This is a genomic window from Idiomarina sp. 28-8 (assembly GCF_000320945.2).
GTDB lineage: Bacteria > Pseudomonadota > Gammaproteobacteria > Enterobacterales > Alteromonadaceae > Idiomarina > Idiomarina loihiensis.
The window spans coordinates 55,920-79,808 of sequence record NZ_DF266791.1 but is presented as its reverse complement, the minus strand read 5'-3'; the positions used below and the strand labels follow the sequence as shown (position 1 = coordinate 79,808).

The 23,889-nt window shown below is 46.2% G+C and carries 16 protein-coding genes; 5 read left to right on the top strand and 11 right to left on the bottom strand.

Translation table 11 applies throughout. The features are described from left to right. The first annotated feature begins 47 nt into the window (after positions 1–47). The 4 genes from prpC (at position 48) to RJ32_RS08260 (ending at position 5,296) form a co-directional block, all read left to right on the top strand. On the top strand, positions 48–1,172 hold the full coding sequence (gene prpC / locus RJ32_RS08275) for a 2-methylcitrate synthase (RefSeq protein WP_034821160.1): 1,125 nt from the start codon (positions 48–50) through the stop codon (positions 1,170–1,172). An 83-nt stretch (positions 1,173–1,255) separates the two neighbouring features. Continuing rightward, a complete protein-coding gene (acnD, locus tag RJ32_RS08270; RefSeq protein ID WP_034821157.1) occupies positions 1,256–3,850 on the top strand; it encodes a Fe/S-dependent 2-methylisocitrate dehydratase AcnD in 2,595 nt (864 codons plus the stop codon). Between the two features lie 12 nt (positions 3,851–3,862). Further along, entirely contained in the window at positions 3,863–5,041 is a 1,179-nt protein-coding gene (gene prpF / locus RJ32_RS08265; RefSeq protein WP_034821153.1) for a 2-methylaconitate cis-trans isomerase PrpF, read from the top strand. Continuing rightward, positions 5,042–5,296, top strand: coding sequence for a hypothetical protein (locus RJ32_RS08260; RefSeq protein WP_011234669.1), 255 nt, complete (start codon positions 5,042–5,044; stop codon positions 5,294–5,296). Positions 5,297–5,312: 16 nt separating this feature from the next. Here RJ32_RS08260 and RJ32_RS08255 read toward each other — a convergent pair whose 3' ends face one another. The 8 genes from RJ32_RS08255 to RJ32_RS08220 form a co-directional block, all read right to left on the bottom strand. Then, positions 5,313–5,927 (bottom strand): hypothetical protein, encoded by a 615-nt coding sequence (locus RJ32_RS08255; protein ID WP_011234668.1) that lies wholly within the window; start codon positions 5,925–5,927, stop codon positions 5,313–5,315. Positions 5,928–6,149: 222 nt separating this feature from the next. Then, positions 6,150–8,117 (bottom strand): methyl-accepting chemotaxis protein, encoded by a 1,968-nt coding sequence (locus RJ32_RS08250; RefSeq protein WP_235598936.1) that lies wholly within the window; start codon positions 8,115–8,117, stop codon positions 6,150–6,152. A 119-nt stretch (positions 8,118–8,236) separates the two neighbouring features. Continuing rightward, positions 8,237–8,983 (bottom strand): 3'-5' exonuclease, encoded by a 747-nt coding sequence (locus RJ32_RS08245; protein WP_011234666.1) that lies wholly within the window; start codon positions 8,981–8,983, stop codon positions 8,237–8,239. Between the two features lie 3 nt (positions 8,984–8,986). Beyond that, positions 8,987–10,840, bottom strand: a complete 1,854-nt coding sequence (locus tag RJ32_RS08240; RefSeq protein WP_034821146.1) for a DUF294 nucleotidyltransferase-like domain-containing protein — start codon at positions 10,838–10,840, stop codon at positions 8,987–8,989. A 71-nt stretch (positions 10,841–10,911) separates the two neighbouring features. Beyond that, positions 10,912–12,534, bottom strand: a complete 1,623-nt coding sequence (locus tag RJ32_RS08235) for a BCCT family transporter (protein WP_034821243.1) — start codon at positions 12,532–12,534, stop codon at positions 10,912–10,914. Between the two features lie 292 nt (positions 12,535–12,826). Further along, a complete protein-coding gene (locus RJ32_RS08230) occupies positions 12,827–13,435 on the bottom strand; it encodes an outer membrane protein (protein ID WP_034821143.1) in 609 nt (202 codons plus the stop codon). 105 nt (positions 13,436–13,540) lie between these two features. Beyond that, positions 13,541–14,710, bottom strand: coding sequence for a M14 family metallopeptidase (locus RJ32_RS08225; protein WP_034821139.1), 1,170 nt, complete (start codon positions 14,708–14,710; stop codon positions 13,541–13,543). Between the two features lie 8 nt (positions 14,711–14,718). Next, positions 14,719–17,535, bottom strand: a complete 2,817-nt coding sequence (locus RJ32_RS08220) for a TonB-dependent receptor domain-containing protein (protein ID WP_034821136.1) — start codon at positions 17,533–17,535, stop codon at positions 14,719–14,721. A 234-nt stretch (positions 17,536–17,769) separates the two neighbouring features. Here RJ32_RS08220 and katG point away from each other — a divergent pair, with 234 nt between their 5' ends. After that, the gene (gene katG, locus RJ32_RS08215) at positions 17,770–20,025 is read left to right on the top strand and encodes a catalase/peroxidase HPI (RefSeq protein ID WP_034821133.1); all 2,256 of its coding nucleotides are present in this window, start codon (positions 17,770–17,772) and stop codon (positions 20,023–20,025) included. Between the two features lie 97 nt (positions 20,026–20,122). Here the strand turns inward: katG and dbpA are convergent, their stop codons facing one another. The 3 genes from dbpA to RJ32_RS08200 all read right to left on the bottom strand — a co-directional run bounded on the left by dbpA (position 20,123) and on the right by RJ32_RS08200 (position 23,830). Further along, a complete protein-coding gene (dbpA, locus tag RJ32_RS08210) occupies positions 20,123–21,547 on the bottom strand; it encodes an ATP-dependent RNA helicase DbpA (RefSeq protein WP_034821130.1) in 1,425 nt (474 codons plus the stop codon). An 86-nt stretch (positions 21,548–21,633) separates the two neighbouring features. Next, positions 21,634–22,506, bottom strand: coding sequence for a DMT family transporter (locus tag RJ32_RS08205; protein ID WP_034821127.1), 873 nt, complete (start codon positions 22,504–22,506; stop codon positions 21,634–21,636). Positions 22,507–22,669: 163 nt separating this feature from the next. Next, a complete protein-coding gene (locus tag RJ32_RS08200) occupies positions 22,670–23,830 on the bottom strand; it encodes a porin (protein WP_011234657.1) in 1,161 nt (386 codons plus the stop codon). Between the last annotated feature and the right edge of the window lie 59 nt (positions 23,831–23,889).

Here is a 23,889-nt window from a genome sequence, read left to right as displayed (position 1 = left end):
AACGATGGCAGATATAAAATACAAGAAATCAAGAAGGGAACAACATTATGGCAGAGAAGAAACTAAGCGGCGCAGGTTTGCGCGGACAGTCAGCTGGCGAAACGGCGCTATGTACTGTTGGTAAAAGTGGTTCAGGTTTAACCTACCGTGGGTATGACATTTCTGAACTGGCGGAAAAAGTCAGTTTTGAAGAAGTAGCTTACCTTTTAGCGAAAGGCGAGTTACCGAATAAGCAACAGCTTACAGACTACAGAAAGCGTTTAAAATCACTGCGCACCTTACCTCAGGAAGTGAAAGACGTACTTGAGCGTATTCCAAAGTCAGCGCATCCAATGGATGTTATGCGTACCGGTTGTTCTATGCTGGGTAACCTGGAAACGGAAGAAAGCTTTGATGAAGCTGACGATCATATCGAACGTTTGCTGGCGACTTTCCCGGGTATCGTACTGTACTGGTACCGCTATACTCACGACGGCGTGCGTATTGATACCGATTCTGAAGAAGAGTCTATCGGTGCACACTTCCTACGCTTGCTACATGACAAAGCGCCTTCAGAGCTGCACGCAGCAGTAATGAACACTTCGTTAATTCTGTATGCTGAGCATGAGTTCAACGCATCGACCTTTACTGCTCGTGTTTGTGCTTCAACCTTGTCAGATATTCATTCTTGTGTGACCGGTGCCATTGGTTCATTACGCGGCCCACTTCATGGTGGCGCAAACGAGGCGGCAATGGAGCTGATTGAAGGCATGAAAGACGCTGACGATGCCGAGCAGAAGCTGAAAGGCATGCTGGAACGCAAAGAGAAAATTATGGGCTTTGGTCATGCCATTTACCGCGATTTTGATCCGCGTAACGACGTGATTAAAGCCTGGTCCAAGAAGCTATCTGAAGAAGTGGGTGATAGCCGCTTGTACGACGTTTCTGTGCGTTGTGAAAAAGTCATGTGGGACGAGAAGAAATTGTTCCCGAATGCGGATTTCTTCCATGCATCGGCTTATCACTACATGGGTATTCCAACCAAATTGTTTACACCAATCTTCGTTATGTCGCGTGTGACAGGCTGGACCGCTCATGTGAAAGAGCAGCGTGCAAATAACCGTATTATCCGCCCAAGCGCCGATTATACGGGTCCAGAGCCGCGTAAAGTTCCGGCTTTAGAAGAGCGTTAATTTGTTCTTCGACTGATAAATAGTACAGGAGCAGTCATCTACTGCTCCTTTTTTCGTTTAACCATGACGATAAGTGGTAACTCATGACTTCATACCGTAAAAAACTCGCTGGTACTACGCTCGAGTACTTTGATACTCAAGCCGCGGTGGATGCGATTGAACCGGGTGCCTATGCGCGCCTGCCTTATACTTCTCGTGTATTAGCTGAAAACTTAGTCCGTCGCTGCCCGGCGGATATTCTGACGCAATCGTTAGAACAGTTGATTTACCGCAAAAAAGAACACGACTTCCCATGGTTTCCGGCACGCGTTGTCTGTCATGATATTTTAGGTCAGACAGCCTTAGTGGATTTAGCCGGATTGCGTGACGCCATTGCTGAAAAAGGTGGAGACCCCGCCAAAGTGAACCCTGTGGTACCAACCCAGTTGATTGTTGATCATTCACTGGCTGTTGAGCACGCAGGTTTTGATAAAGACGCATTTGAAAAAAACCGGGCTATTGAAGACCGTCGTAACGATGACCGTTTTCACTTTATTAACTGGACTAAGACGGCGTTTAAAAACGTTGATGTCATTCCTCCTGGCAACGGTATTATGCACCAGATCAACCTGGAGAAAATGTCTCCGGTAGTTCAAGTACGCGACAACGTCGCCTTTGTTGATACCTGTGTAGGCACAGACAGCCATACACCCATGGTTGATGCCTTAGGTGTTATCTCTGTCGGTGTTGGTGGCCTTGAAGCGGAAAGCGTTATGCTGGGGCGTGCATCTTATATGCGCTTGCCTGACATTATTGGCGTTGAGTTGAGCGGTAAGCTGCAACCGGGTATTACCAGTACGGATTTAGTGTTGGAAATGACCGAATTCTTGCGTAAAGAGCGTGTCGTTGGTGCCTATCTGGAGTTTTATGGCGAAGGAGCAGAAGCTTTAACCGTTGGTGACCGTGCAACCATTTCTAATATGACACCGGAGTACGGTGCGACGGCCGCCATGTTCTATATCGATGAGCAGACTATCGATTATTTGAAACTGACCGGTCGTAATGATGACCAGGTTGAACTGGTTGAACATTTTGCTAAAGAGACTGGATTGTGGGCTGATAGTCTGAAGTCTGCTGAATACGGTCGGGTACTTAAGTTCGATTTATCAAAAGTTAAGCGTAACCTGGCCGGCCCATCTAACCCGCATTCGTTATTACCGGCATCGGAACTGTCTGAGCGTGGCGTAGCTAAGCATATTGAGAACCCCGAAGAAGGCAAAATGCCGGACGGTGCGGTGATTATTGCGGCTATTACCAGCTGTACCAATACCAGTAACCCGCGCAACATGATCGCGGCTGGCCTCATTGCCCGTAACGCGAACAAGCTGGGCTTAACCCGCAAGCCGTGGGTAAAATCATCGCTGGCTCCGGGATCAAAAACGGTCAAGATGTATCTGGAAGAAGCTAAATTGTTGCCTGAGCTGGAAGATTTAGGCTTTGGCGTGGTGGCGTTTGCCTGTACCACCTGTAACGGCATGAGTGGTTCTTTAGATCCGAAGATACAGCAGGAAATCATTGACCGCGACTTGTTCTCCACAGCGGTACTATCCGGTAACCGTAACTTTGATGGCCGCATTCACCCATATGCTAAGCAGGCGTTTTTGGCGTCTCCACCATTGGTCGTAGCCTACGCCATAGCGGGTACCATTCGTTTTGACATTGAGAAAGATGTATTGGGAATTGACCCTGACGGTAATCCGGTAACGCTGAAAGACATTTGGCCAAGCGACGAAGAAATTGATGCCATTGTGAAACAGAGTGTTAAGCCTGAGCAATTCCGTAAGGTGTATGACCCGATGTTTGACCTGTCGGTGGATTACGGCGAGAAAAACAATCCGCTATATGACTGGCGCCCGCAAACCACTTATATTCGTCGTCCGCCATATTGGGAAGGCGCATTAGCTGCAGAACGTACCATGAAGGGCATGCGCCCGTTAGCCGTGCTGGGTGATAACATCACCACCGACCATTTGTCACCGTCAAACGCCATTATGGCTGACAGTGCGGCGGGTGAGTATCTGGCGAAAATGGGGGTTCCGGAAGAGGACTTTAACTCTTACGCAACGCATCGTGGCGACCATTTAACAGCGCAGCGCGCGACCTTTGCTAACCCGAAACTGTTTAATGAAATGGTGAAAGGCGAAGACGGTAAAGTCATTCAGGGCTCGCTGGCACGCATTGAGCCGGAAGGTAAAACCGTGCGCATGTGGGAAGCCATTGAACACTATATGGAAAACAAACAGCCGCTGATTATTGTCGCTGGTGCAGACTACGGTCAGGGCTCGTCACGCGACTGGGCGGCAAAAGGTGTGCGCTTAGCGGGTGTTGAAGTCATTGTTGCCGAAGGTTTTGAGCGTATTCACCGTACCAACTTAATTGGTATGGGCGTATTGCCGCTGCAGTTTGAAGAGGGCACTACACGTAAAACGCTGAATGTTGACGGCACTGAAACCTTCGATGTGAAAGGTACACCTGAGGCCGGGTCTAAGCTAACGCTGGTGATTCATCGTGCCAATGGTGACAGTGAAGAAGTGCCGGTACAGTGCCGCTTAGACACCAAAGAAGAAGTGTCAATTTATGAAGCCGGCGGTGTGCTGCAACGTTTTGCTCAGGACTTTTTAGAAGCAGAAGCAAGCTAAGGAGTTCTAATAATGAAGCAGAAACCACAAATTAAAATTCCCGCCACCTATATGCGTGGCGGGACCTCGAAAGGCGTATTTTTCCGTTTGCAGGACTTACCCGAACCGGCACAACAGCCGGGTGCTGTGCGTGATGCCATGCTGATGCGTGTAATCGGAAGCCCGGATCCTTATGCCAAGCATACCGACGGTATGGGAGGTGCGACCTCGAGTACCAGCAAAACGGTTATCGTCTCTAAAAGTGAGCAACCAGGCCATGACGTAGACTACCTGTTCGGTCAGGTGTCTATTGATAAGCCTTTTGTCGACTGGAGCGGAAACTGCGGGAATTTATCTTCAGCAGTAGGACCATTTGCTATTGCTAACGGTCTTGTCGATGCTGAGCGTTTACCTGAAAACGGTGTGTGCGAAGTGCGCATCTGGCAAGCCAATATTGGCAAAACCATTGTCAATAAAGTGCCTATGGTTAATGGTGAAGTGCAGGAAACCGGAGACTTTATTCTGGACGGTGTGACCTTCCCGGCGGCTGAAGTTCCGGTGGAGTTTATGGACCCGTCTGCCGACGGTGAATCCATGTTTCCGACCGGTAACTTAATCGATGATTTAGAGGTTCCCGGCATTGGTACATTAAAAGCTACGATGATTAATGCGGGCATCCCGACCATTTTCCTCAATGCGGAGGAAATTGGATACGACGGTACTGAGCTGCAGGAAGTCATTAACGGCAGTCCGGAAGCTCTGGAGCGCTTTGAAACCATACGTGCGTATGGCGCGGTGAAGATGGGCTTGATTGATGATATTGCCGAAGCGGCTAACCGTCAGCACACCCCAAAAGTGGCTTTTGTGGCAACGCCAAAAGACTACACCGCATCCAGTGGCAAGGTCATTAAGGCCAACGACATTGACTTGCTGGTAAGGGCGATGTCGATGGGAAAATTGCATCACGCCATGATGGGCACTGCTGCTGTTGCTATCGGCACTGCTGCAGCTATTCCAGGTACAACCGTTAATTTAGCCGCGGGCGGTAAAGACCGTACTATGGTGAATTTCGGCCATCCTTCAGGTACCTTGCAAGTAGGCGCTGAATGTAAACAGGTGAATGGTCAATGGACAGCCATTAAAGCCATTATGAGTCGCAGTGCCCGAGTGTTAATGGAAGGGCAGGTGTGTATTCCGGGGGACGTTCTTTAAGTGGAAAAAGCCACGCAAGTCAAGTTACTCAAAATTGCCATGATCACCGGCATTACCCTAATTTTGTTAGGGCATGTTGTGCTGGCTGTGACTATTGGCAACGATGATATTGATTTTCGTGGCTATATTTTGGGGGCAGCGATGAATGCTGTTGGCGTTATTCTGTCGCTGCCCACCAAAATTTATCTCACTCTGGTGCTAATGGAAAAGGAAGAAAAAAGTAATAAAAATACGCACTGGAGCGATATTAATTAGTTTTACTCGGCAAACCTTAGTCCGCGTATCCCCATGGAGTAGCTGGTGTTTCAACCGGCTCCGTTAAGTCAAAGTCCACCCGAAACTCGCGACCTTCTCTAACCAAACGATACGTAAAGGTATTGTCGTGAATGTACATTTGCCAGGTGTTTGTATTTGATTGCGGGACGCCAAGTTCAATAAATAACTCTTTAGAATAGGCATCTACAGGAAAGGATTGTGCAGTTGCATAGCCCTTGTCAGTGGTATGTCCGCCATACATAGTTAACGGATCATAGTTGCCGTCAGGTTTACGGTGATCGTGTTTTAGGCTAATACCGGAACCTGTTTGGGTTAATATCCAGGTGCGCGAGTGGTTGTCTCCGACATGAAAAGGGATTTCGATTCGTTGTTCACCACACTTACGAACGTGCATCACTAAGTCACCTTCGAACCCTTCTGACGTTGGCGTATCGACTGTTACCTCGCCTACATAAGAATTACCACAAAGCTTGTTTATAGCAGCAAAAAACTCAGCCTGAGCCTGAGTTGAAACCCTGGGAGCTGGTTTAATCACTTGATCCTGAGCGATCGAGGTATGAGATAATGCTGTTCCTAAAAGTAAAGTAAGCATGGAAAGCCGGATTTTCATTATTGTTACCTTTTTGCTTTTTATAAAACCAATTTCTGATGTGGTTTTTTTGAGACTAAGAGAGCAAGGGTGATATTAATTAGCGTCAGAGTCCAGACTTTTTACTTAACTTCACACGCGTTGAATTAAACAAGAAATTACCCGCAGACTCTTTTCTGAGCGGCCTGAGAACAGAAAGCCCGACAATAAAAAAGTCAGGCCTTATAGTCATTGAGGTAACAATTAAGCGGTTTTAAACTCCATCGCTAAATCTTGTAATTCTCTGGCCGATTTAGCCTGTTCCTCGGTTACGCTCTTAATCTCCTGCGAGCCTGTCAGAATAAGAAGCGACGCTTCATTAACTGACTCCATATTGTTGGCAATATCTTTTGCTACAGCAACTTGCTCTTCAGATGCGGTCGCTATTTGAGTCGACATTTCGGAGATACTATTTATGTCCTCAGATATGACTGCAAAAGCCTGTTCTAGCTCTCTGGCTTGCTCCTCTGTTGCTGTGGCTATAGATTTACTTTCATTCACATCTTTATAGGCGGCATCTGATAGCTGCTGAAAACCGGTCAGCATTTCAGAAATTTCATTGGTTGAATTATGAGTCTGGCTTGCTAATTTTCGCACCTCGTCAGCCACAACTGAAAACCCACGACCATGTTCGCCTGCGCGAGCGGCTTCGATTGCAGCATTTAGCGCAAGTAAATTAGTCTGGTCGGCGACATTTTGAATAACGTCAATAACGCGATTAATGTTAACGCTGCGTTCCTGCAATTGACTAATTACTTCGCCTACATTTCCTATCGCAGAAGCTAAGGCTCTGACACTGTTGATACTTTCGCGAACAGCGGCTTCACCTTTGTTTTTGCTGTTGATGGAACTATCGGCAGCATCGGCAACGCGTTGAATATTCTCGCTAATTTCTGATGCGGTAGCGCTCATTTCTTCAGTGGCAGTAGCGACCTGTTCGGTTTGTTTTTGCTGACGGGTTATTTGCTCCGAGTTTTGCGAAGCAGTAGAGCTTGTTTCTTCGGTTGCCGTGGCAAGCTGAACACTCATTTGATCAATTTTATTCAAAGAAGCGTTAAACTTCTCCAGCAACTGGTTAAAAGCCGAACCAATATTCCCCAGTTCATCCGTTGTTTTACTTGAAACTTTCCGGCGTAAATCTTTGTTTTTCATTACAAAGTCTATGCCTTCGAGGAGCTCTCTTACCTGGCTGTATATTCCTTTCAGAATAAAGAACGTGAGTACTACAATCGCCAGGATAAAAGCAGAAATCAGAATAACTAACAGCCACAACTGGCTTAACGTTTCGCTTGCTGTTGCTATAGAGGATTCACTAACGACTTCGAGCACCGCCTGATTCGCTTTATTGATTCTGGTGATATATTGAGTACTGAGTTGGAACCATTCCATACCACTCAGTTGAGAAAAAACATCGCTTTCCAGAAGCTGCTCGCGTGTGGCTTTTACTTTAGCCAGCTGAGACGAATTTATCAGTTCTTCTATCAGCGGTTTTAACGACTTATTCGCGGCATAGAAGGCGTTATCCAATAGCGCATGCTGTTGTCCGGACAAACTTTGCAGTTTAGCCAGTTCTTTCGTATTGGCTTGTCCGGAGGCTAAATAAGCAGCGACAGACGCTCGTTCTTTTCCTGCCGCTTCGGCTGTATTTGCTATTAAAGAATAGGTGCTGAGTTCCCGCGTAATTTGCGAATTTGAGGACTCAGCAATGACATCGTCGACAACACTAAGTAATGAGCTTATGGCTTGAGTATAAAGGTTCACCATTTGCTGGCGATCCATTTGGCGGCTGTCTATTTTACCGCGCCACTCATCCAGTTTATTGTTTTGTACAGCTTCAATTTTCTGCTGAATTTTCTTTGAAAAAGTTATTTCAGCTGCAATATTTTGTGTTTTAGTTAAGAACTGGTTAATAAATTGATCCAGCTCATCGCGCTGCCGCTGTAAATTGTCTACATTATTCTGACTGAAGCCAGAGGCCATAGTCAGTGCTGAAAGACCACGTTCACGTTGTAAGGCCCCAACCACGGGAGCACTGGCAACGGTTAAATCAGTTAATAATTCAATATGGTGTGCTTCTGAGTAACGCTGATATGTCGAAACTAAGTTCGTTACCGCAAGAAACATCATCATAAATAAGGGGGGAAGCACCAACAACAGTAGTTTGTTGCGCATTGATAAATTGCCCAGCCAGTTCATATTTGCCCTCGATTAGCCTAAGCCGAAATTGAATATTATATTTGTCATCGGCGCGACAATCGCTCACCTTTAAAGCGTACCTCCCAACGAGTAGATCAAGGCAGCCAAATCTCACCAAGTGGGGTATCTGGCTCAAAGTGATAGGCTATCTGAGCCTGCAGAAGTTCCGCACATGCCAGTGCGTCAGTTAACGCATTATGCGGCGGATAAAAAGGTAGGTTATAGCGGGTACGACTGTCCGCAAGGCGAATTGATTCCGGTTTTTTTCCAAGTAGTTTTTGCCAGAAGGATAACGGTTTACGGTGGAATCGAGCTTCAATTTCCATTGTATCAATAAGCGGAAACTGGATGTTTTCGTGCAGGCGTTCTTTAATTCCCCGTTGCAGGAAAGGGCGTTCAATGCCGTGGTAATGAACAACCCAGACTTTTCCGGCGACAAGCTCCAGTAGCTCATCAATAATACTTTCTAAATCGGGGGCGTGTTCAATTTCGCTATGAGTAATACCATGTATAACGACGGATTCATCCGTAAGACTGCGTCGTGGTTTAACAACCCAGCTTTTTGCCTCTGAAAATAAAATCCGCTCTGTGGTCATAGGTATTGCGGCGATGCTGACTATGCCATGCTGTTCAGGATCTAAGCCCGTGGTTTCAAAGTCGACGGCAACCATGGGCGTTTTATTAATAGGCGTATCCGGCGAACTGATGCCCTGACTGTAATACCGTTTAAGCGCCTGAGAGTGGCTCAGCTGTTCTAAGGTTTCAAATTGTTTGGGCCAGTCAATGTTCTTAGATTTTCTGGGCTTTTGTTTTTGTTTGTTTTCCGGGGCAAGATAAAGCATTGCCTAGCCTCCCGAGTAACGGTAACGCAAATATTTTTGTGCGTTACTTAGAATTTGAAAGGCGTCTTTTAAGTTTTTACGCTCAAAATGAGATAAGTCTTCCGGAGCAACGTTATTGTCAGGCACTTCACCCGCCGAAATGGCTAACGCCTGATGTCGAATTCTCACCATAGAAATTAATTCCAGAGCATCACGTAAATCTGGTCCGCGACCTTGTGGCAAAATTTGTGAATCAATAATGTCTTCAAGACGAGTAAAGGAATTGCGCTGTGATGAACCAATGGCCAGAGCATGAACGCGGATCAAATCTGCAACAGGGCCGGTGCCGCGACGTTTGGTATTGATGCTGTCACGGTGTTTGCCATCTTTTTCCATGACAAAGTCTTTAAAAAAGCCCAGAGGGGGCGTACGGTTTAGCGCATTACGTGCCATAGAGCCTAAAAACCGTTTATTGCCTTTGGCTTTTTTTCGTATCAGTGAATTGAGCTCATCGGCGAATTTTTGTTGTCCCCAGACACCGTCCAAATCGAAAAATATGGAGGAGTGCAGCAGCTTTTCTGGTGACGGGTTTTCAATCCAGTCGGTAAAGTAGTTTTTCCACACTTTTAACGGTTGTCGCCAGGCATCGGTGGTGGCCATAATGCCGCCCGTACAATAGGTATAGCCGCAGGCATTTAAGCCGTCGGCCACAAAGCCCGCTAACTCTTTAAAGTAGGCATCGTGCTGTTTGGGATCAAAATCGTCGTGTAAAACCATAGCGTTGTCCTGATCCGTGACAATACTTTGTTCGTCACGCGCCATTGAACCCAGAGCTAGAAAACAGTAGGGCACCGGCGGCGGTCCGAATTTCTCCTCGCCAAGCTCTAAAAGCCGCTGTTTGAACGAACGACCAATGGTAGCCATTGCCGAACCTATCATCCGCGAGTTCGCATCTTCGTTAACCATGCGGACAAAACTGGCGCGGACACTTTCTGCAAGTTCGGTTAGCTCTTCAATAGAGTTTTGCTTAAAAATACCACTGACAATAAACAGAGTACTTTTTGACTCATGCTGTGCCACATCCGATAAAGCTATGACACCTACAACCTGACCTTTTTTCAGTACCGGCAAATGGTGAAGGTTGGTTCGCATCATTATCAACAAAGCTTCGAACACGCGGTTATTATGCTGAACAAATGTCAGGTTCTCGGTCATTATAGAAGAAACGGGGTGGCTACTGGACCGGTTTACCGCCAGAACACGTTTGCGTAGGTCTTTGTCCGTTATAATACCCACAGGAAGATGCTGTGTTTCATCGATAATAAGTAATGATGATACTTTTTCATCTGTCATTTTTGCGGCAGCATCGTGAATACTGGCGTTTAAATCAATAGACACTGGCTCGCGCGTAATGATTGTATCAACGGTCGCAGAAAGCGATTCATTACGGTTTTCCTGCTCTTTTACGGCTTGATTTACGCGCCTGTGCCCTTCGACTTCCACTGCGTCGGCAAAGCTGTCGTATTCATCGAACAAGCGATTAAACAAACTGCCGGGAATAAAGTAGATAAGCGTATCTTCTAATGCTTTGACAGGGTAACGAACCTTGCCTTTACGCAGTAAACCCGCTTCACCAAAAAAGCCACCTTCGCTTAAACGATTAAACAGGTCGCCGTTACGGTTGTAGGTTTCTACTGAACCGTTCCTAATGACGTATAAATCAGAAATTGACTCATTATATTCAAGTACTTGAGAGCCGGCTTTGAAATAGCTGATTGCAGTGTTTTTGGCAAGCTCAACAAGTTCGTCTTCAGGTAACTCATTGAAAGGAGGGAAACGACGTAAAAAATTCAGAATTTCCAGATGTTCGGCTTCCATAATTGTACCTGTTATAGCAAAAGCGGCGCTTCAGCGCCGCTTTTAAATGGGTAAGGAGCTTTCGCTAATAGCTACTTAGCAGGTTTACCAACTCTTGGCTCGGAACGCAATCCCTGAACGACTGCAAAACAGGAAGCCAATAAAACAATGGTAAACGGTAAGCCTAAGGATAAGGACATTGCCTGCAGGGCAACGAGACCACCGCCAAGTATCAGCGCAATTGCGACTAACCCTTCAAACGTACACCAGAATATACGCTGAGGTACCGGTGCTTCAACTTTACCGCCAGCGCTTATGGTATCGATAACCAGCGAGCCTGAATCAGACGAGGTAATGAAAAATACCATAACCAGAATAATACCCACAAACGAGGTTACTTCTGTCCAGGGCAAGCCTCCCAGCATAATAAACAGTTTGAGTGAAAGCTTTTCACTGGCTATTTGTTCGGCTCCCGCAACGAATTGCTCTATTGCAGCGGTACCGAATACTGTCATCCAGAATACGCAGGCCAGAGAAGGTATCAATAGTACCGAAATTAAGAATTCACGTACGGTACGGCCTCTTGAAACGCGGGCAATAAACATACCTACAAAAGGTGACCATGCAATCCACCATGCCCAGTAAAACGATGTCCAGCCTTGAGAGTAACCCAGGTCTTCTCGTCCAACCGGATTTGACAGGGCTGGGAGGTTAACAATGTAATTGTAAAGGTTTTCCGCGAAACCGGTGAAAATAGCTACCGTCGGGCCGACAATAATGACAAACAGCATAAGAATAGCGGCCAGTGACATATTCACTTGCGATAGTCGCTGTACACCTTTTTCCAGGCCTGCAAGAACTGAAATTAATGCGATAGCGGTTATCCCCATAACCAGCAGCACATCGGTGGTATCACCTTCAGCCCAGCCGAATAGAAAGTTTAACCCTGCTGCCGCCTGAGAAGCACCCAGTCCAAGTGATGTTGCAAGACCGAATAAGGTTGCCAGTATTGCGATAATATCAATGATATGTCCTGGCCAGCCCCATACGCGCTCGCCCAGAATTGGGTAAAAAATAGAGCGTATTGTTAATGGTAAGCCTTTGTTGAAAGAAAATAAGGCTAAACCTAAAGCAAGAACGGCGTAAATAGCCCATGGGTGCAGAGCCCAGTGAAAAATGGTTGCAGCCATGCCTAATTTTATTGCCGCAGCCTGGTCACCGCCAGCACCGCCAAGAGGTGCTGAGTCGGTACGAATACCATCCGCGTTAAACTCAGTTCCACCAAATGCAGCACTAAAATGAGTAATCGGCTCAGAGACACCGTAAAACATGAGTCCAATACCCATGCCTGCGGCAAACAGCATTGAAAACCAGCCCAGGTAAGAAAAGTCGGGGGTTGCTTCAGTGCCTCCTAAACGCACGTTCCCTAATGGTGAAACAATTAAGAATAGACACAGAAGCACAAAAATATTAGCTGCACCGATAAAGAACCAGTCTAAATTAGCCGTTAACCAATTTTTTGTACTTGTGAATACCGGCTCCGCCTGATTCTGGAACATTAAAGTAATCACCACAAAGGCGACAATCGCAAGTCCGGAGATAGCGAATACGCGGTTATGGAAATCCAGACCAAAAGGTCCTACTTTCATAACAACGTTATCTTGTCCTACTTGATAATCTGTATCTATTGGGTTGACTTCACCGTCAGGAATCATTGGGTCGTCAGCTTTGCGCTCGCGCTCGAGATCTTTGTCCCCGCGGAGCACTTCCTCTTCTTTTTTATTCATTTGCTCTCCCCTGTATAAAAATAGGTACTCTTACGCTTTAAATTTAAGCGTTTATTCTAAATTTACTAATAGAGTATAGAGAGCTACGAAGGTTTCTTAAAGTTAGATCGGTTTTTTGCAGTAAAAATAATGAATTAGAAAAATTAAAAATATTGGAGTGGTGTGCTGGCGTGTCTCTATAGAAGTTGGCACGCCAGCGTTTAAGCATTTAGACTGAGAGTTAGAAGCTGTACCGGACTGTTGCGGCGACAGTATCGACGTCCTGATCGATTTCATCTAAATCGTAGAGTTTATAACCAACACCAAGAGAGAGGTTACTGGTTAAGTGAAAGAAAGCTGAAGCGTCATAACGAATACCATTTTCGTCATCAATGTCCAGATAATCAGCTTTTACCGATAGCTCAAAAAAATCGGTGATCATTGAACGAATGCCAACGCCTGCTCCGTATCCTGATTCATCGAAAGATTCTGAACCAAGGTCGTCTACTGAGCCAACAAGTTCAAGTTTTTCGTAAGTAACCGTAGCGAAGACATCGGTCGACTCTGTGATACCGTGATTAAAGCCGATACCTGCGTTAAGTGAGTCTAAATCAACGTCACCGAAATCCGATTCATCACCAACGGAGTCGAAATTGGCCAGCACGAAGATTGAGTCAGTTAGTGAAAGCGAGCCGGCTACGGCATAACCATCCATTGTAATATCATCGTCGATAGGTGTTTCAATATCGGTTTCTATGTAGGACGCCTGAATTTTATCCCAGTTAGGAGAGTCGGCAAAGGCGCTAGTTGAAGTTCCAATCAATGCAATTGCAATTAATGTTTTCTTCATAATTCTTCCTTAAGTTGAGAGTAACTATTCAAAAGTAACCAAGCGGTTATCTCTATTTAAAGCTAGCTACACCCGTGGCAGTCAGCAATGCCCTTTACGAAACCTTTAATCTAAGCGATTAATTAAAGAGATGAGGGCGGCTTCCGCAACTTTTTTAATGTTATTGCGTTCTTCGTTGTCACTTACTTCATAGGTCACAGCGTGCGCGGCAAATTCATCAGCGATGAACTGCTTAAAAACACCACTTTCAGGATGAGCTCCGGGCTGATAATCAAGTTCTACTGAACCGACAAGTTCTTCAATTTCCTCAATCCAGTTGTAGACTCTTTGAGGGTTTCTCAAAGGCACGCCGCTGCGGGGTTCGTAGTCTTTAGGCATGGTGTAAAAGACATTTTTTCGGGTAGAATGGAAGTCAATTGCAAATTCAATTTCCCCGCCGTCTTTAACCAGCTTTTTAAGATAATTAGCCATGGCCTGAGTTTCCGGTAGGGTCAGATTTTTCCAATCTCTGTTCATATCGATGCCTGCCGCGGTTAAGCGCCAGTTCCCATGGTAGACCCCATCTGGATTCATATTGGGCACCAATAGAATGTTGTACTTTTGTCGAAATTTAACGACGTAAGGCTCGTCGCTAAACAGTAACTCACCAAAATGTAGTAGTGCTAACGCGCCGGTAACTTCGGGAGGGTGTTGGCGGCCAATTAAAATTATCCATTTATCGCTGGACTCAACTCTATGCTCCAGAGCTGCCAGGTTACGTCCTTCACTGGAGACTCCGAGAGAAATAACTTCGGTCTGTTGCGGCTCTTTAATAAGACTACTGAGCCACTCAATGTAATGAACGTTGTCAATAATCTCCTGTCCGGCAATATACTCTTTGGTTTGGCCTGAAAGGGTTAATTCAAACTGAAGCGTGCCGTCGCCTTCAGAAAATGGAATTGCGTGCCAAATATCATCGCCTTCGCTGCGTTTGGGTTTATATCGAGAAACCCCTTCACTGGCGACTAAAGTAATATCGATTGTTTGGCTTGTTTCAGCTTTATTTTTTACCGCAAAAGCATACCAGGGGCTTGGGTTAATTTTCTCTCGTTCAGGCTCCAGAAAAAGCCTGTATTGATTATCACCTGTTTTCTCACAATGGTTCAGGCGTCCCACAGCAAAATTGATAGTGAACTCGATCTGCTCAAAAGAGCAGTCCTTCGGTTTTTTATCCGTCTCTTCAGGCTGCTGAAGTGCTAACTGGCTTAATAACGCAACATTAGCTAGTGTGAGCATTTATACTCCTAAAATGCCCACGACAAAGTGGCGTATGTATAACGTCCACGGTTTGAGTGAACATCTGAAAAGTAACCGAAGCTCTCGTCCGCAATGGGCGGTTTTTTATCAGCCAGATTGCGGGCACCTATTCGCAGACTTAAGCCGTCGAGTGACTCATGGCTAAAGTAGTAATCAAGATAGATATCGGTTGTGATCCAGCTATCAATTGGCATCATGTCTCCATCCGACGTTGTAACGCTTGTTTCGTAAAAGTCATCAACATAGTTGACTCGTATACCAGCGCCCCAGTTCCCGAGATCCCAGTCTAGACGAGCAAACGAACGCCATTTAGGGTTCCCGTCCATTTGCCGTAAATCACCTGCGCCAACCACCGGAATGTCAATAGGAACGGCAGGGTTACCATTTTCCTGAGCTTCCAGAACAATGGCACTTATAGGGTCCGGGGTTTGCATAAATTTACGCAAGTGAGCTGCGTTGATCGAAAAGTTGAATAAACCAAAGGCTTCACTGTTAACTTCATAATTAATACTGATATCGGTACCGGAAATTTCACGAACTTCAAGGTTGTCGTATTGATTATTTACGTAAACGACCTCCAGATCATCGTTACGTATAACGGCAGGATTTGAGCTGCCTTGTGAGCGTAGCAGTGAATCATAAAGTAAGTGGGTTTGGCTGTTTAAAATTCCGACTACGTTTTCCTGCTCAATTGTCCAGCGGTCGACAGTAATAAGAAAGTTTTCAAAAGGGGTAATGGCAAAACCAACGTTATAAATTTCGTCGTCTTCTGGTGTGAGTTTGCTATTGCCGCCTCTAATCTCGGTTATGCTGTAACGATCATCAATAACAGGATCGGTTCTGGAATTGGTTCGGGAAACACTTTCCTCAACCACCTGAGGTAAGTTAGGTGCGCGGAAACCGCCGGAGTACGATGCTCTTAATTGCAGCCAGTCAACCGGTAACCAGCTCAGGGCGACTTTCGGCTTGGTTACGCTGCCGACGTCACTGAATCTTTCGTAACGAAGCGCCAGTTGCATATCAATGGTTTGGTGCAGCGGTACCAGGAGCTCCGTATAAGCGGAAAAAACATTGCGACTGCCTTCTGAGTCAGGTGTAAAGCTGCTTCCTAAAACATCGGAGTTAGTCATCAGTTCGCCAGTGACTTGATCGTAGAAAGGGGTAGAGCCATCCAGCAAATAATGTCGGTCATCGGCGTAGGCTTCGTAACGATATTCAACCCCCGCGGCAATACCAATGTCGCCTGCGTACCAGTTTGCCAATGCCGGGTTGGATAGTTTGAAATCCCATTGCGCCAGCTCACTAGTGCTGTCCCGGGTTATGTCTTCAGTCAGTCCGGCTATAACAGCGGCTGAGTTATAAACGGATGTTCCGTTATTTACGTTCTCCGGATTACCGCCAATAAATGGGTTATAAGCTTCTTCAATATTGGTTGAGTTAATCGCCTGTTGCAGCGCACTTACGCGGATGCGGTTATAGCCTGTATCCAGCGTGTCAGCTCTGGAATAGAGTAGGGCGGATTCCCATTCCCACTGTTTTGAATAACCTTTTATGCCTCCCAGTAGACGGTAACTGGAGTCTTCAACTTCTATTCTTCTTGGGCCGACATCCATTGGCCGTATGTTGCGTAATGTTACGGTTTCGCCAAATGGGTTGTAAGCGGCATCCTCGCTAATGGTGAAGCGCTGCGCAGTAAGATTGGCATTTTGTTCGCGACGACGCTTAGATAGCGCCTCGTAGTACAAGGCCTCGCCAAAAAGCTCTAAGTTAGGCGCAAGAGAATGTGTGTAATAAGCAAATAGGTTTACACGGTCTATTGCCGAGGTCATGCTCTGATCCTGAGCTGAGTCGTAACGCATATCTCTGGGAATGGAACCTTCGGCAGCACAGACTCCATCAGACAAAGTTTGAAAGCAATCACCCATAGATTCCGGGCGAATATGGAAACGGCCAATATTTTCGCCATCGTATATTGCCCAGGGACTGGATAACGAACGGTTGTCTAATTGGGTGTCACCAACAAATGCCTCTGGAATTCTGTCGTTAAACCGTCGGTCTTCACTGGCTGAATATGAGCGTTCATTGGCACCGATCTCATCACGGGTGTAATAAGCAAAAGACAAGCTTAAATGGCTCTTATTGTCGTTAAAGAACACGCCGGTTGAACCGCTGGCCAGATACTGCTGCATGGAAGTTCCTTCAGCGTTGCCGGCGCTCAGGTTTAACTGAGTTTGAGTGATTTCTTTTTTCAAAACATAATTAACGACACCAGCTACGGCATCGGTTCCATAAAGTGCTGAGGCACCATCACGAAGTACTTCAAGCCGCCTTAAGCCGGTTACCGGAAGCGTGTTTGAGTTTACTGTGGTAACAGGAACAAAATTCTCGGTCTGGGTTCCCGGGTGCAAAACCAGGCGACGACCGTTGAGAAGAGTTAAGGTATTACCTGTGCCTATGCCTCGCAAGTTAATGGAGGCGACATCGCCACGGGCATCATTAACGCCACCAATCGATCGCTCGTTGTTAAAACTGATATCGCCCACTTGAGGAATAGAGCGAAGCAACTCATCTCCGGTTACAGCGCCTGTGTTAATGATGTCATCTGAATCGAGGATAGTTACCGGGAGTCGGCCGGCAGCTTGCGCCCCCCGAATATTACTGCCCACGACCGTAATTTTCTCTATAGCTTCTTCGTCTTCTTCACTGCGCTCTTGCTGCATGGCGAGTGCCTGAGGGGGGAGAGCAAATGAACTTAAAGCGGCAAATGTACAGAGGGTTAAGTAGTTTTTTCTGTGTTTATTCATAATAAAACCTACACTGTTTTAACAATTAACTTAGTTGTAGGTATATACCCAGATCGTTTTTTTTACCTCAATTTTTAAACATTCTTAACATATTTATGACTCAAACTTTTTGGTCAAGACTGACAATCCGATTATGGCAATCTATTTTTCGAGCCTATCTGAGCCCCCTAAAACACTGCGTTTGTTTTATATTATTTACGCACTTATTGTGTCTAACGAAAAGGGTAATTAATCATGTTTAAGAAAACAGTACCTTTACTTTCTGCTGTAGCGATTGCGATATCATTTTCAGCCGGAACGAGTGTTGCAAGCGCTCAGGAAAACTCATCTTATGAGGTGAACTCCCCAGAGCCTAAGTCGAACGATTTCTGGTGGCCAAATAAGCTCAATTTAGAGCCATTGCGTCAACATAGTCCTGAATCAGACCCTTATGGCGACGATTTTGATTATGCCGAAGCCTTCAGTCAGCTTGACCTTGAGCAGGTTAAAAAGGACATTGAAGAGTTGATGACCTCTGATCAGGACTGGTGGCCAGCCGATTACGGTCATTATGGTCCTTTCTTCATTCGTATGGCCTGGCACGGAGCGGGAACCTACCGGGTTCAGGATGGCCGCGGCGGTGCGGCTGGCGCTCAACAACGTTTTGAACCACTAAATAGCTGGCCCGATAACGTCAGTTTGGATAAAGCGCGTCGTCTGTTGTGGCCGGTTAAGCAAAAATACGGCAGAGATATCTCATGGGCTGATTTGATGGTGCTAACCGGTAACGTTGCGCTTGAATCTATGGGTTTTGAAACCTTTGGTTTTGCCGGCGGACGTGAAGATGCATGGGAACCTGATATTGTTTATTGGGGCCCTGAGAAAGAATGGTTAAAGGGTGACGAGCGCTACTCTGGTGATCGTGAACTTGAAAACCCTCTGGCCGCTGTTCAGATGGGTCTGATTTACGTTAACCCTGAGGGACCTAACGGCAAGCCTGATCCTTTATTGGCCGCGAAAGACATTCGTGACACCTTTGGCCGCATGGCAATGAACGACGAAGAAACCGTTGCTCTGATTGCCGGTGGACATACCTTTGGTAAGGCACATGGTGCGCACAAGCCAGAAGAATGTTTAGGCGCTGAACCGGCTGCTGCAGGTGTTGAAGAGCAAGGTCTGGGCTGGAAAAATAAATGTGGTAAAGGTAACGCCGAAGATACCATTACCAGTGGTTTAGAGGGGGCGTGGTCAGTGAACCCGACAGCCTGGACAACTCAGTATCTGGATAACCTGTTTGGTTTTGAGTGGGAACAGACTAAGAGTCCAGCCGGTGCTATTCAGTGGATCCCTGTTGACGGTCAGGCGTCTAATTTAGTTCCTGATGCTCACGTTGAAGGCAAGCGTCACGCACCTATTATGTTTACGACGGATCTTTCGCTGAAAGAAGACCCTGAGTATCGCAAAATTGCTAAACGCTTCCATGAAGACCCTAAAGAGTTTGAACTGGCATTTGCAAAAGCCTGGTTCAAATTGACTCACCGCGATATGGGCCCTAAACAGCGTTATCTTGGTGATATGGTTCCGCAGGAAGATCTTCTGTGGCAGGATCCAATTCCTGAAGTCGATTTTGAATTGATTAACGGCAATGACGTTGAACAGCTCAAGGTTGCTATTCTGGACTCAGGCCTTAGCGTGCCTCAGTTAGTTCGTACGGCCTGGGCTTCGGCATCAAGCTTCCGCGGTACTGACATGCGTGGCGGTGCTAACGGCGCTCGTATTGCATTAGAGCCTCAGGTGAACTGGGAAGCGAACAACCCGGCTGAGCTTAAGAAAGTGCTGGATACGCTGAAAGGCGTTCAGGAAGACTTTAACGATGAGCTGTCTGGTGACAAGTACGTGTCTTTGGCTGATGTTATCGTTTTAGGCGGGGCTGCCGCTGTCGAGAAAGCAGCAAAAGATGCCGGTTACGATGTGACGGTACCTTTTGAGCCGGGTCGTACTGATTCCTCTCAGGAAATGACGGACGTTAACTCGTTCTCGTTCCTTGAGCCTAAAGCTGACGCATTCCGCAACTACTATGCTGAAGGCAACCGTGTGTCACCAGCTCAGCATATGGTCGATAAAGCTGATCAGCTAACCTTAACGGTACCAGAAATGACGGTATTAGTGGGTGGCTTACGTTCGCTGGACGCTAACTATAACGACAGTGACCATGGTGTTTTTACAGACCAGCCGGGCACGTTGAATAATGACTTTTTCGTTAATCTGTTAAGCATGGATAACGAATGGAAAAAGTCACCGGACAACGAAGCGATATATGAAGGCTTTGATCGTAAAACCGGAGAACAGAAATATACTGCTACGACGGTTGATCTGATTTTCGGTTCAAACTCTGAATTGCGTGCTGTTGCAGAAGTGTATGCAATGAGTGATGCAGATGAGAAGTTTGTTAACGACTTTGTTCAGGCATGGACGAAAGTCATGCAGTTAGACCGTTTTGATCTGAAATAATATTAAAGCATGTGAGCGGTGGTATTCTCTGCGGAACCAAGAGAGTATCACCGCTTTTTATATTGTCATTTAAGAGCGCCGGCTGAGGCACCGGGAATTAAAGTACTTTCGCCCGAAACTTCTTACCTTTTATTTTATTATTATTGATAAGCCCTAAAGCGTGCTTAGCCAAACGGGAGTTTACCGCAACAAAACCAAAGGTACTTTCCAGCTTTATTTTTCCAATGTCGTCAGCACTTAAAACGTTATCCTTCGTTAGGGCACCAACAATGTCACCCGGTCTCAACTTGTCTTTTTTCCCGCCACTGACTTGTATGGTCGACATATTCGCTTTCAACGGTTTGTTGTTAGACAGCGCTGGCGCAGGCTGTACTTGAATAGGCTCCGCAAAAGTATCCTCAAGCAAACGCATTTTATAATCATCTTTTTCTGCAATTAAGGTTATTGCGACGCCTTCTTTGCCCGCGCGTCCAGTACGACCTATGCGGTGGGTATGAGTGTCTAAATCATGAGCCATATTAACGCTAATCACTAAATCAAGTTCGGCGATATCCAGCCCACGGGAAGCGACATCGGTTGCAATGAGTACGCGAGCACTGCCATTACTAAATTGTATAATCGCCTGATCGCGATCTTTTTGTTCAAGCTCACCATGCAGAGCCAATACGCTGAATTTATTGGCCCTAAGTGTGTTAAAAATGTCTTTTACTTCGTTCTTGGTGTTGCAGAAAACCAGACAGTTTTCGGGTTGATGATCGCCCAGTAAATTCATTACCAGCTGTGCGCTGTCTTCATTATTCATGGCATAAAAGAGCTGTTCGATTTGTGGCTTTGCCTGCTCTTGAATGGCCTCAATATTTCTTGCCTTAGTTGTCACCTGTTCTGCTAACGCGGCGATATTTTTAGGGTAGGTGGCACTGAATAATAATGTCTGTCGTGTTTTTGGAATGTGTTTAACGATGGCGTTGAGGCTGTCCTGAAACCCCATTTCTAACATTCGGTCGGCTTCATCAAGAACCAGAGTCGTCAACATGGACAAATCAACATTGCGCTGCTCAAGATGATCAAGTACCCGCCCGGGTGTGCCAACTAAAACATGAGCGCCATGCTCAAGCGAGTTGGTCTGAATACGTGATGGCTCGCCACCGCACAGGGTCAGTATTTTGATATTAAGCATTGATTTAGCCAGCTTACGAACCTCGTCAGCAACCTGATGGGCGAGTTCACGAGTAGGGCATAATACCAACGCCTGTGGCGAAAAGCTTTTTGCCTCCAGCTTTGCCAGCAAAGTCAGCGCAAAAGCGGTGGTTTTTCCTGAACCGGTATCCGCGCGAACAACGGCGTCGGTGTTATTTAAAATAACCGGCAAGCTTAAGGACTGCACCGGTGTCATTTGTTGGTAACCAATTTCATCAAGCCGTGTCAGTAACGCTGGCGGCAGGTTCAGTTGATTAAAGTGAAGGAGTTCAGGTGAAGTCTCAGAAGTGTTATCTGAGATATTTTCAGGCGTATTTATAGGCATTAAAGGGGTCACTTTCTGTGTCAGGTTTCTGTGGTTATTGTAACAGGGTTATGGACAAATATACTGAGGTAATCTGAGCAAAAGCTTCACTGTTTGCTGGAATAAACACCCAGCGCAGTGACCGTAGCCAGTATTATCAGCATTCCTAGTATCTGCGTGTAAGCCAGCACCTCACCTAGAATAATCACGCCGAATAGCGCGGCCGTAACGGGTTCTATTGTCGCCACTATGGACGCCAGCGCGGGCAATGTTCTTCTCAGCCCAATAATATAAAGAATAAAGGATGCGCCACCGCCCAGTACTCCGAGAATAGCAAAGAGCGGCCAGTCTACGGAGTTGACGACTCTGCCGGCTTCCTCTATATCGATTAATGTGCCCAGAACCAGTGTCAGGGTAGAAAACGCGATTGCAAGAACGGCCTGAGGACTGCCTTGCCTGGCTGCGTATTTAAAACCAAAAATAAAAAGCGCCAGTGACATACCTGAAAGAAGTCCGGCTATGACGCCTATAGAAGTAATACCACCGCTGTCGACTTGATACACACGGGTGAGTAATACGACACCAGCCATTACTAACAATATTGCGGCACATTTGCTTAACGTGGGGCGTTCAATTTTAATAGCGAAAGAAATTAGGTAAACAAATATGGGGGCGCAATACATGAGTGTCGCTGCAACGGCAACGCTGCTCTCAGAAATACTGAAGAAATAAAAAGCGAAATTTCCGGAGACCCCAAACCCGGCGATGATAGACCACAACCATAACTTACCGTTAGTGAACCCACTATTGCGAGGTCTTAAAACCAACCACATCAGCACAAATATAAGCCCGACAGCACCCCGGCAAAAAGATACTAAAACGGCATTCCAATCGTCGTTGATTAGAATGCCGGCTATTCCGCCGGACAGTCCCCAGAACAGCGCCGCTGACGCCACCAGTATGATGCCTGAATTCGTCATTGCTTCGGTCAACTTCTGTTGGAGTGCTGAATGAACCTAAAGTATTGAATTTAGAAGACAGGAAGGAGATTTTCAAATGGTGCTTAGCTACTAAACTGCCAGTTTGACAGTCATTGCTCTGAAAGCGCGAGCAGTGACTGTCTATTGAAAATAATGCTAATGATTAAAATGACAGCGCAAAGCCGATACTGAAAGCTTCGTTTTTAATGCTTTGGTTCATGTGGTTTTCTGCTTCTAGCGCCGACACTTCAGCCGAAACCGTAAAAATTTCCCATAAGGTGTGATAAACGGCAGCGCTGACTTTTGTTTGTTGTTTGACTTGCTCTAAGCTGTCTACGCCAGCTAAGTCCACTTTTGACGTGCCATAATTCAGGCCAACTTTGGTTGCACCAAATTGATGGGTTAGCTGTGTAAACCAGCCTGAACTGTCGCGTGGACTGCCGTTGATGTCAGCAGCATCAATTAATAAGCCATAATAGCCCAGGCCTGACGCATCAAAAGCTGAGAGTGATAACCGAGTGTCATCAAGCTGAATGGCGGCAGTGATATCGATTCCTTTTGCATTGTAATCATCAAGTGAGGTACTGACCTTTTGATTATAGAAAGTTGTTGAAATAAACCCGTAATCGTAGTTATAGCGAAGCCGTCCATGAAGTCCAGGGCGTTCAGAACCTGAATCGCCAACATAACCATTACCGCCGAAACTGACAGAATCTAAAGGTTGAAAAATGCCGATATCAGCGTGGAAGTTTTCTCCTAGTTCACGACTGTATGTAATTTGAGAAAGTCGGTCGGCAAAAATATAGCCATAGCCCGCGGCACCCAACGAGGTATTTAATGGGCTGCGAATTGAGGCCGGCGCACCGACACCGCTCAATGCCATATCCTCTAAAACGACATCAATGCCAAATACTCCATAGCCGCGTCCGACTTTTAACGTTCCGACATCGTCATTTCCTACTGTAAAATACGCTCGGTAAGCCCGATTGTCTCCGTTGCCGTTAAAGGCACTGTTATCAGTAGATCCTGGCTCAATTGCTAAAAATGCTTTTATATCGAAATCATGTGTCTGAGTTGTTGCTGAGAATTGAAAGCTGGAGGGGCTGTATCCATTTGATACTGACGTAGCATCTTCACCAATACATAGCAGCGCGTTTCCTGCGACGGTATTATCAGAGTCGTCACAGCTTGCGTATACCGCATGTGCATTGATGTAGCCGTTAAAGTTGAAATCCCAGTCCGGAGTTGTCTGCGCTGCTGAGCTTCCACTGATTAACATTCCTGCAATACTTAGCGACCGGTAAATAGTGTATTTGTTATTCATTTTTATAATCCCTGGTTTTTTATTATTTGACTAATGTCAGCGGTTTGAGTAGCAATGCT

Coding starts and splice junctions, on each gene's coding strand:
- dbpA (WP_034821130.1), bottom strand. CDS start 21,547: ATGCCTATAAATACGCCTGAAAATATCTCAGATAACACTTCTGAGACT.
- RJ32_RS08230 (WP_034821143.1), bottom strand. CDS start 13,435: ATGAAGAAAACATTAATTGCAATTGCATTGATTGGAACTTCAACTAGC.
- RJ32_RS08240 (WP_034821146.1), bottom strand. CDS start 10,840: ATGGAAGCCGAACATCTGGAAATTCTGAATTTTTTACGTCGTTTCCCT.
- RJ32_RS08225 (WP_034821139.1), bottom strand. CDS start 14,710: ATGCTCACACTAGCTAATGTTGCGTTATTAAGCCAGTTAGCACTTCAG.
- prpC (WP_034821160.1), top strand. CDS start 48: ATGGCAGAGAAGAAACTAAGCGGCGCAGGTTTGCGCGGACAGTCAGCT.
- RJ32_RS08205 (WP_034821127.1), bottom strand. CDS start 22,506: ATGACGAATTCAGGCATCATACTGGTGGCGTCAGCGGCGCTGTTCTGG.
- RJ32_RS08245 (WP_011234666.1), bottom strand. CDS start 8,983: ATGCTTTATCTTGCCCCGGAAAACAAACAAAAACAAAAGCCCAGAAAA.
- RJ32_RS08255 (WP_011234668.1), bottom strand. CDS start 5,927: ATGAAAATCCGGCTTTCCATGCTTACTTTACTTTTAGGAACAGCATTA.
- RJ32_RS08220 (WP_034821136.1), bottom strand. CDS start 17,535: ATGAATAAACACAGAAAAAACTACTTAACCCTCTGTACATTTGCCGCT.
- RJ32_RS08200 (WP_011234657.1), bottom strand. CDS start 23,830: ATGAATAACAAATACACTATTTACCGGTCGCTAAGTATTGCAGGAATG.
- RJ32_RS08250 (WP_235598936.1), bottom strand. CDS start 8,117: ATGCGCAACAAACTACTGTTGTTGGTGCTTCCCCCCTTATTTATGATG.
- acnD (WP_034821157.1), top strand. CDS start 1,256: ATGACTTCATACCGTAAAAAACTCGCTGGTACTACGCTCGAGTACTTT.
- prpF (WP_034821153.1), top strand. CDS start 3,863: ATGAAGCAGAAACCACAAATTAAAATTCCCGCCACCTATATGCGTGGC.
- katG (WP_034821133.1), top strand. CDS start 17,770: ATGTTTAAGAAAACAGTACCTTTACTTTCTGCTGTAGCGATTGCGATA.
- RJ32_RS08235 (WP_034821243.1), bottom strand. CDS start 12,534: ATGATTCCTGACGGTGAAGTCAACCCAATAGATACAGATTATCAAGTA.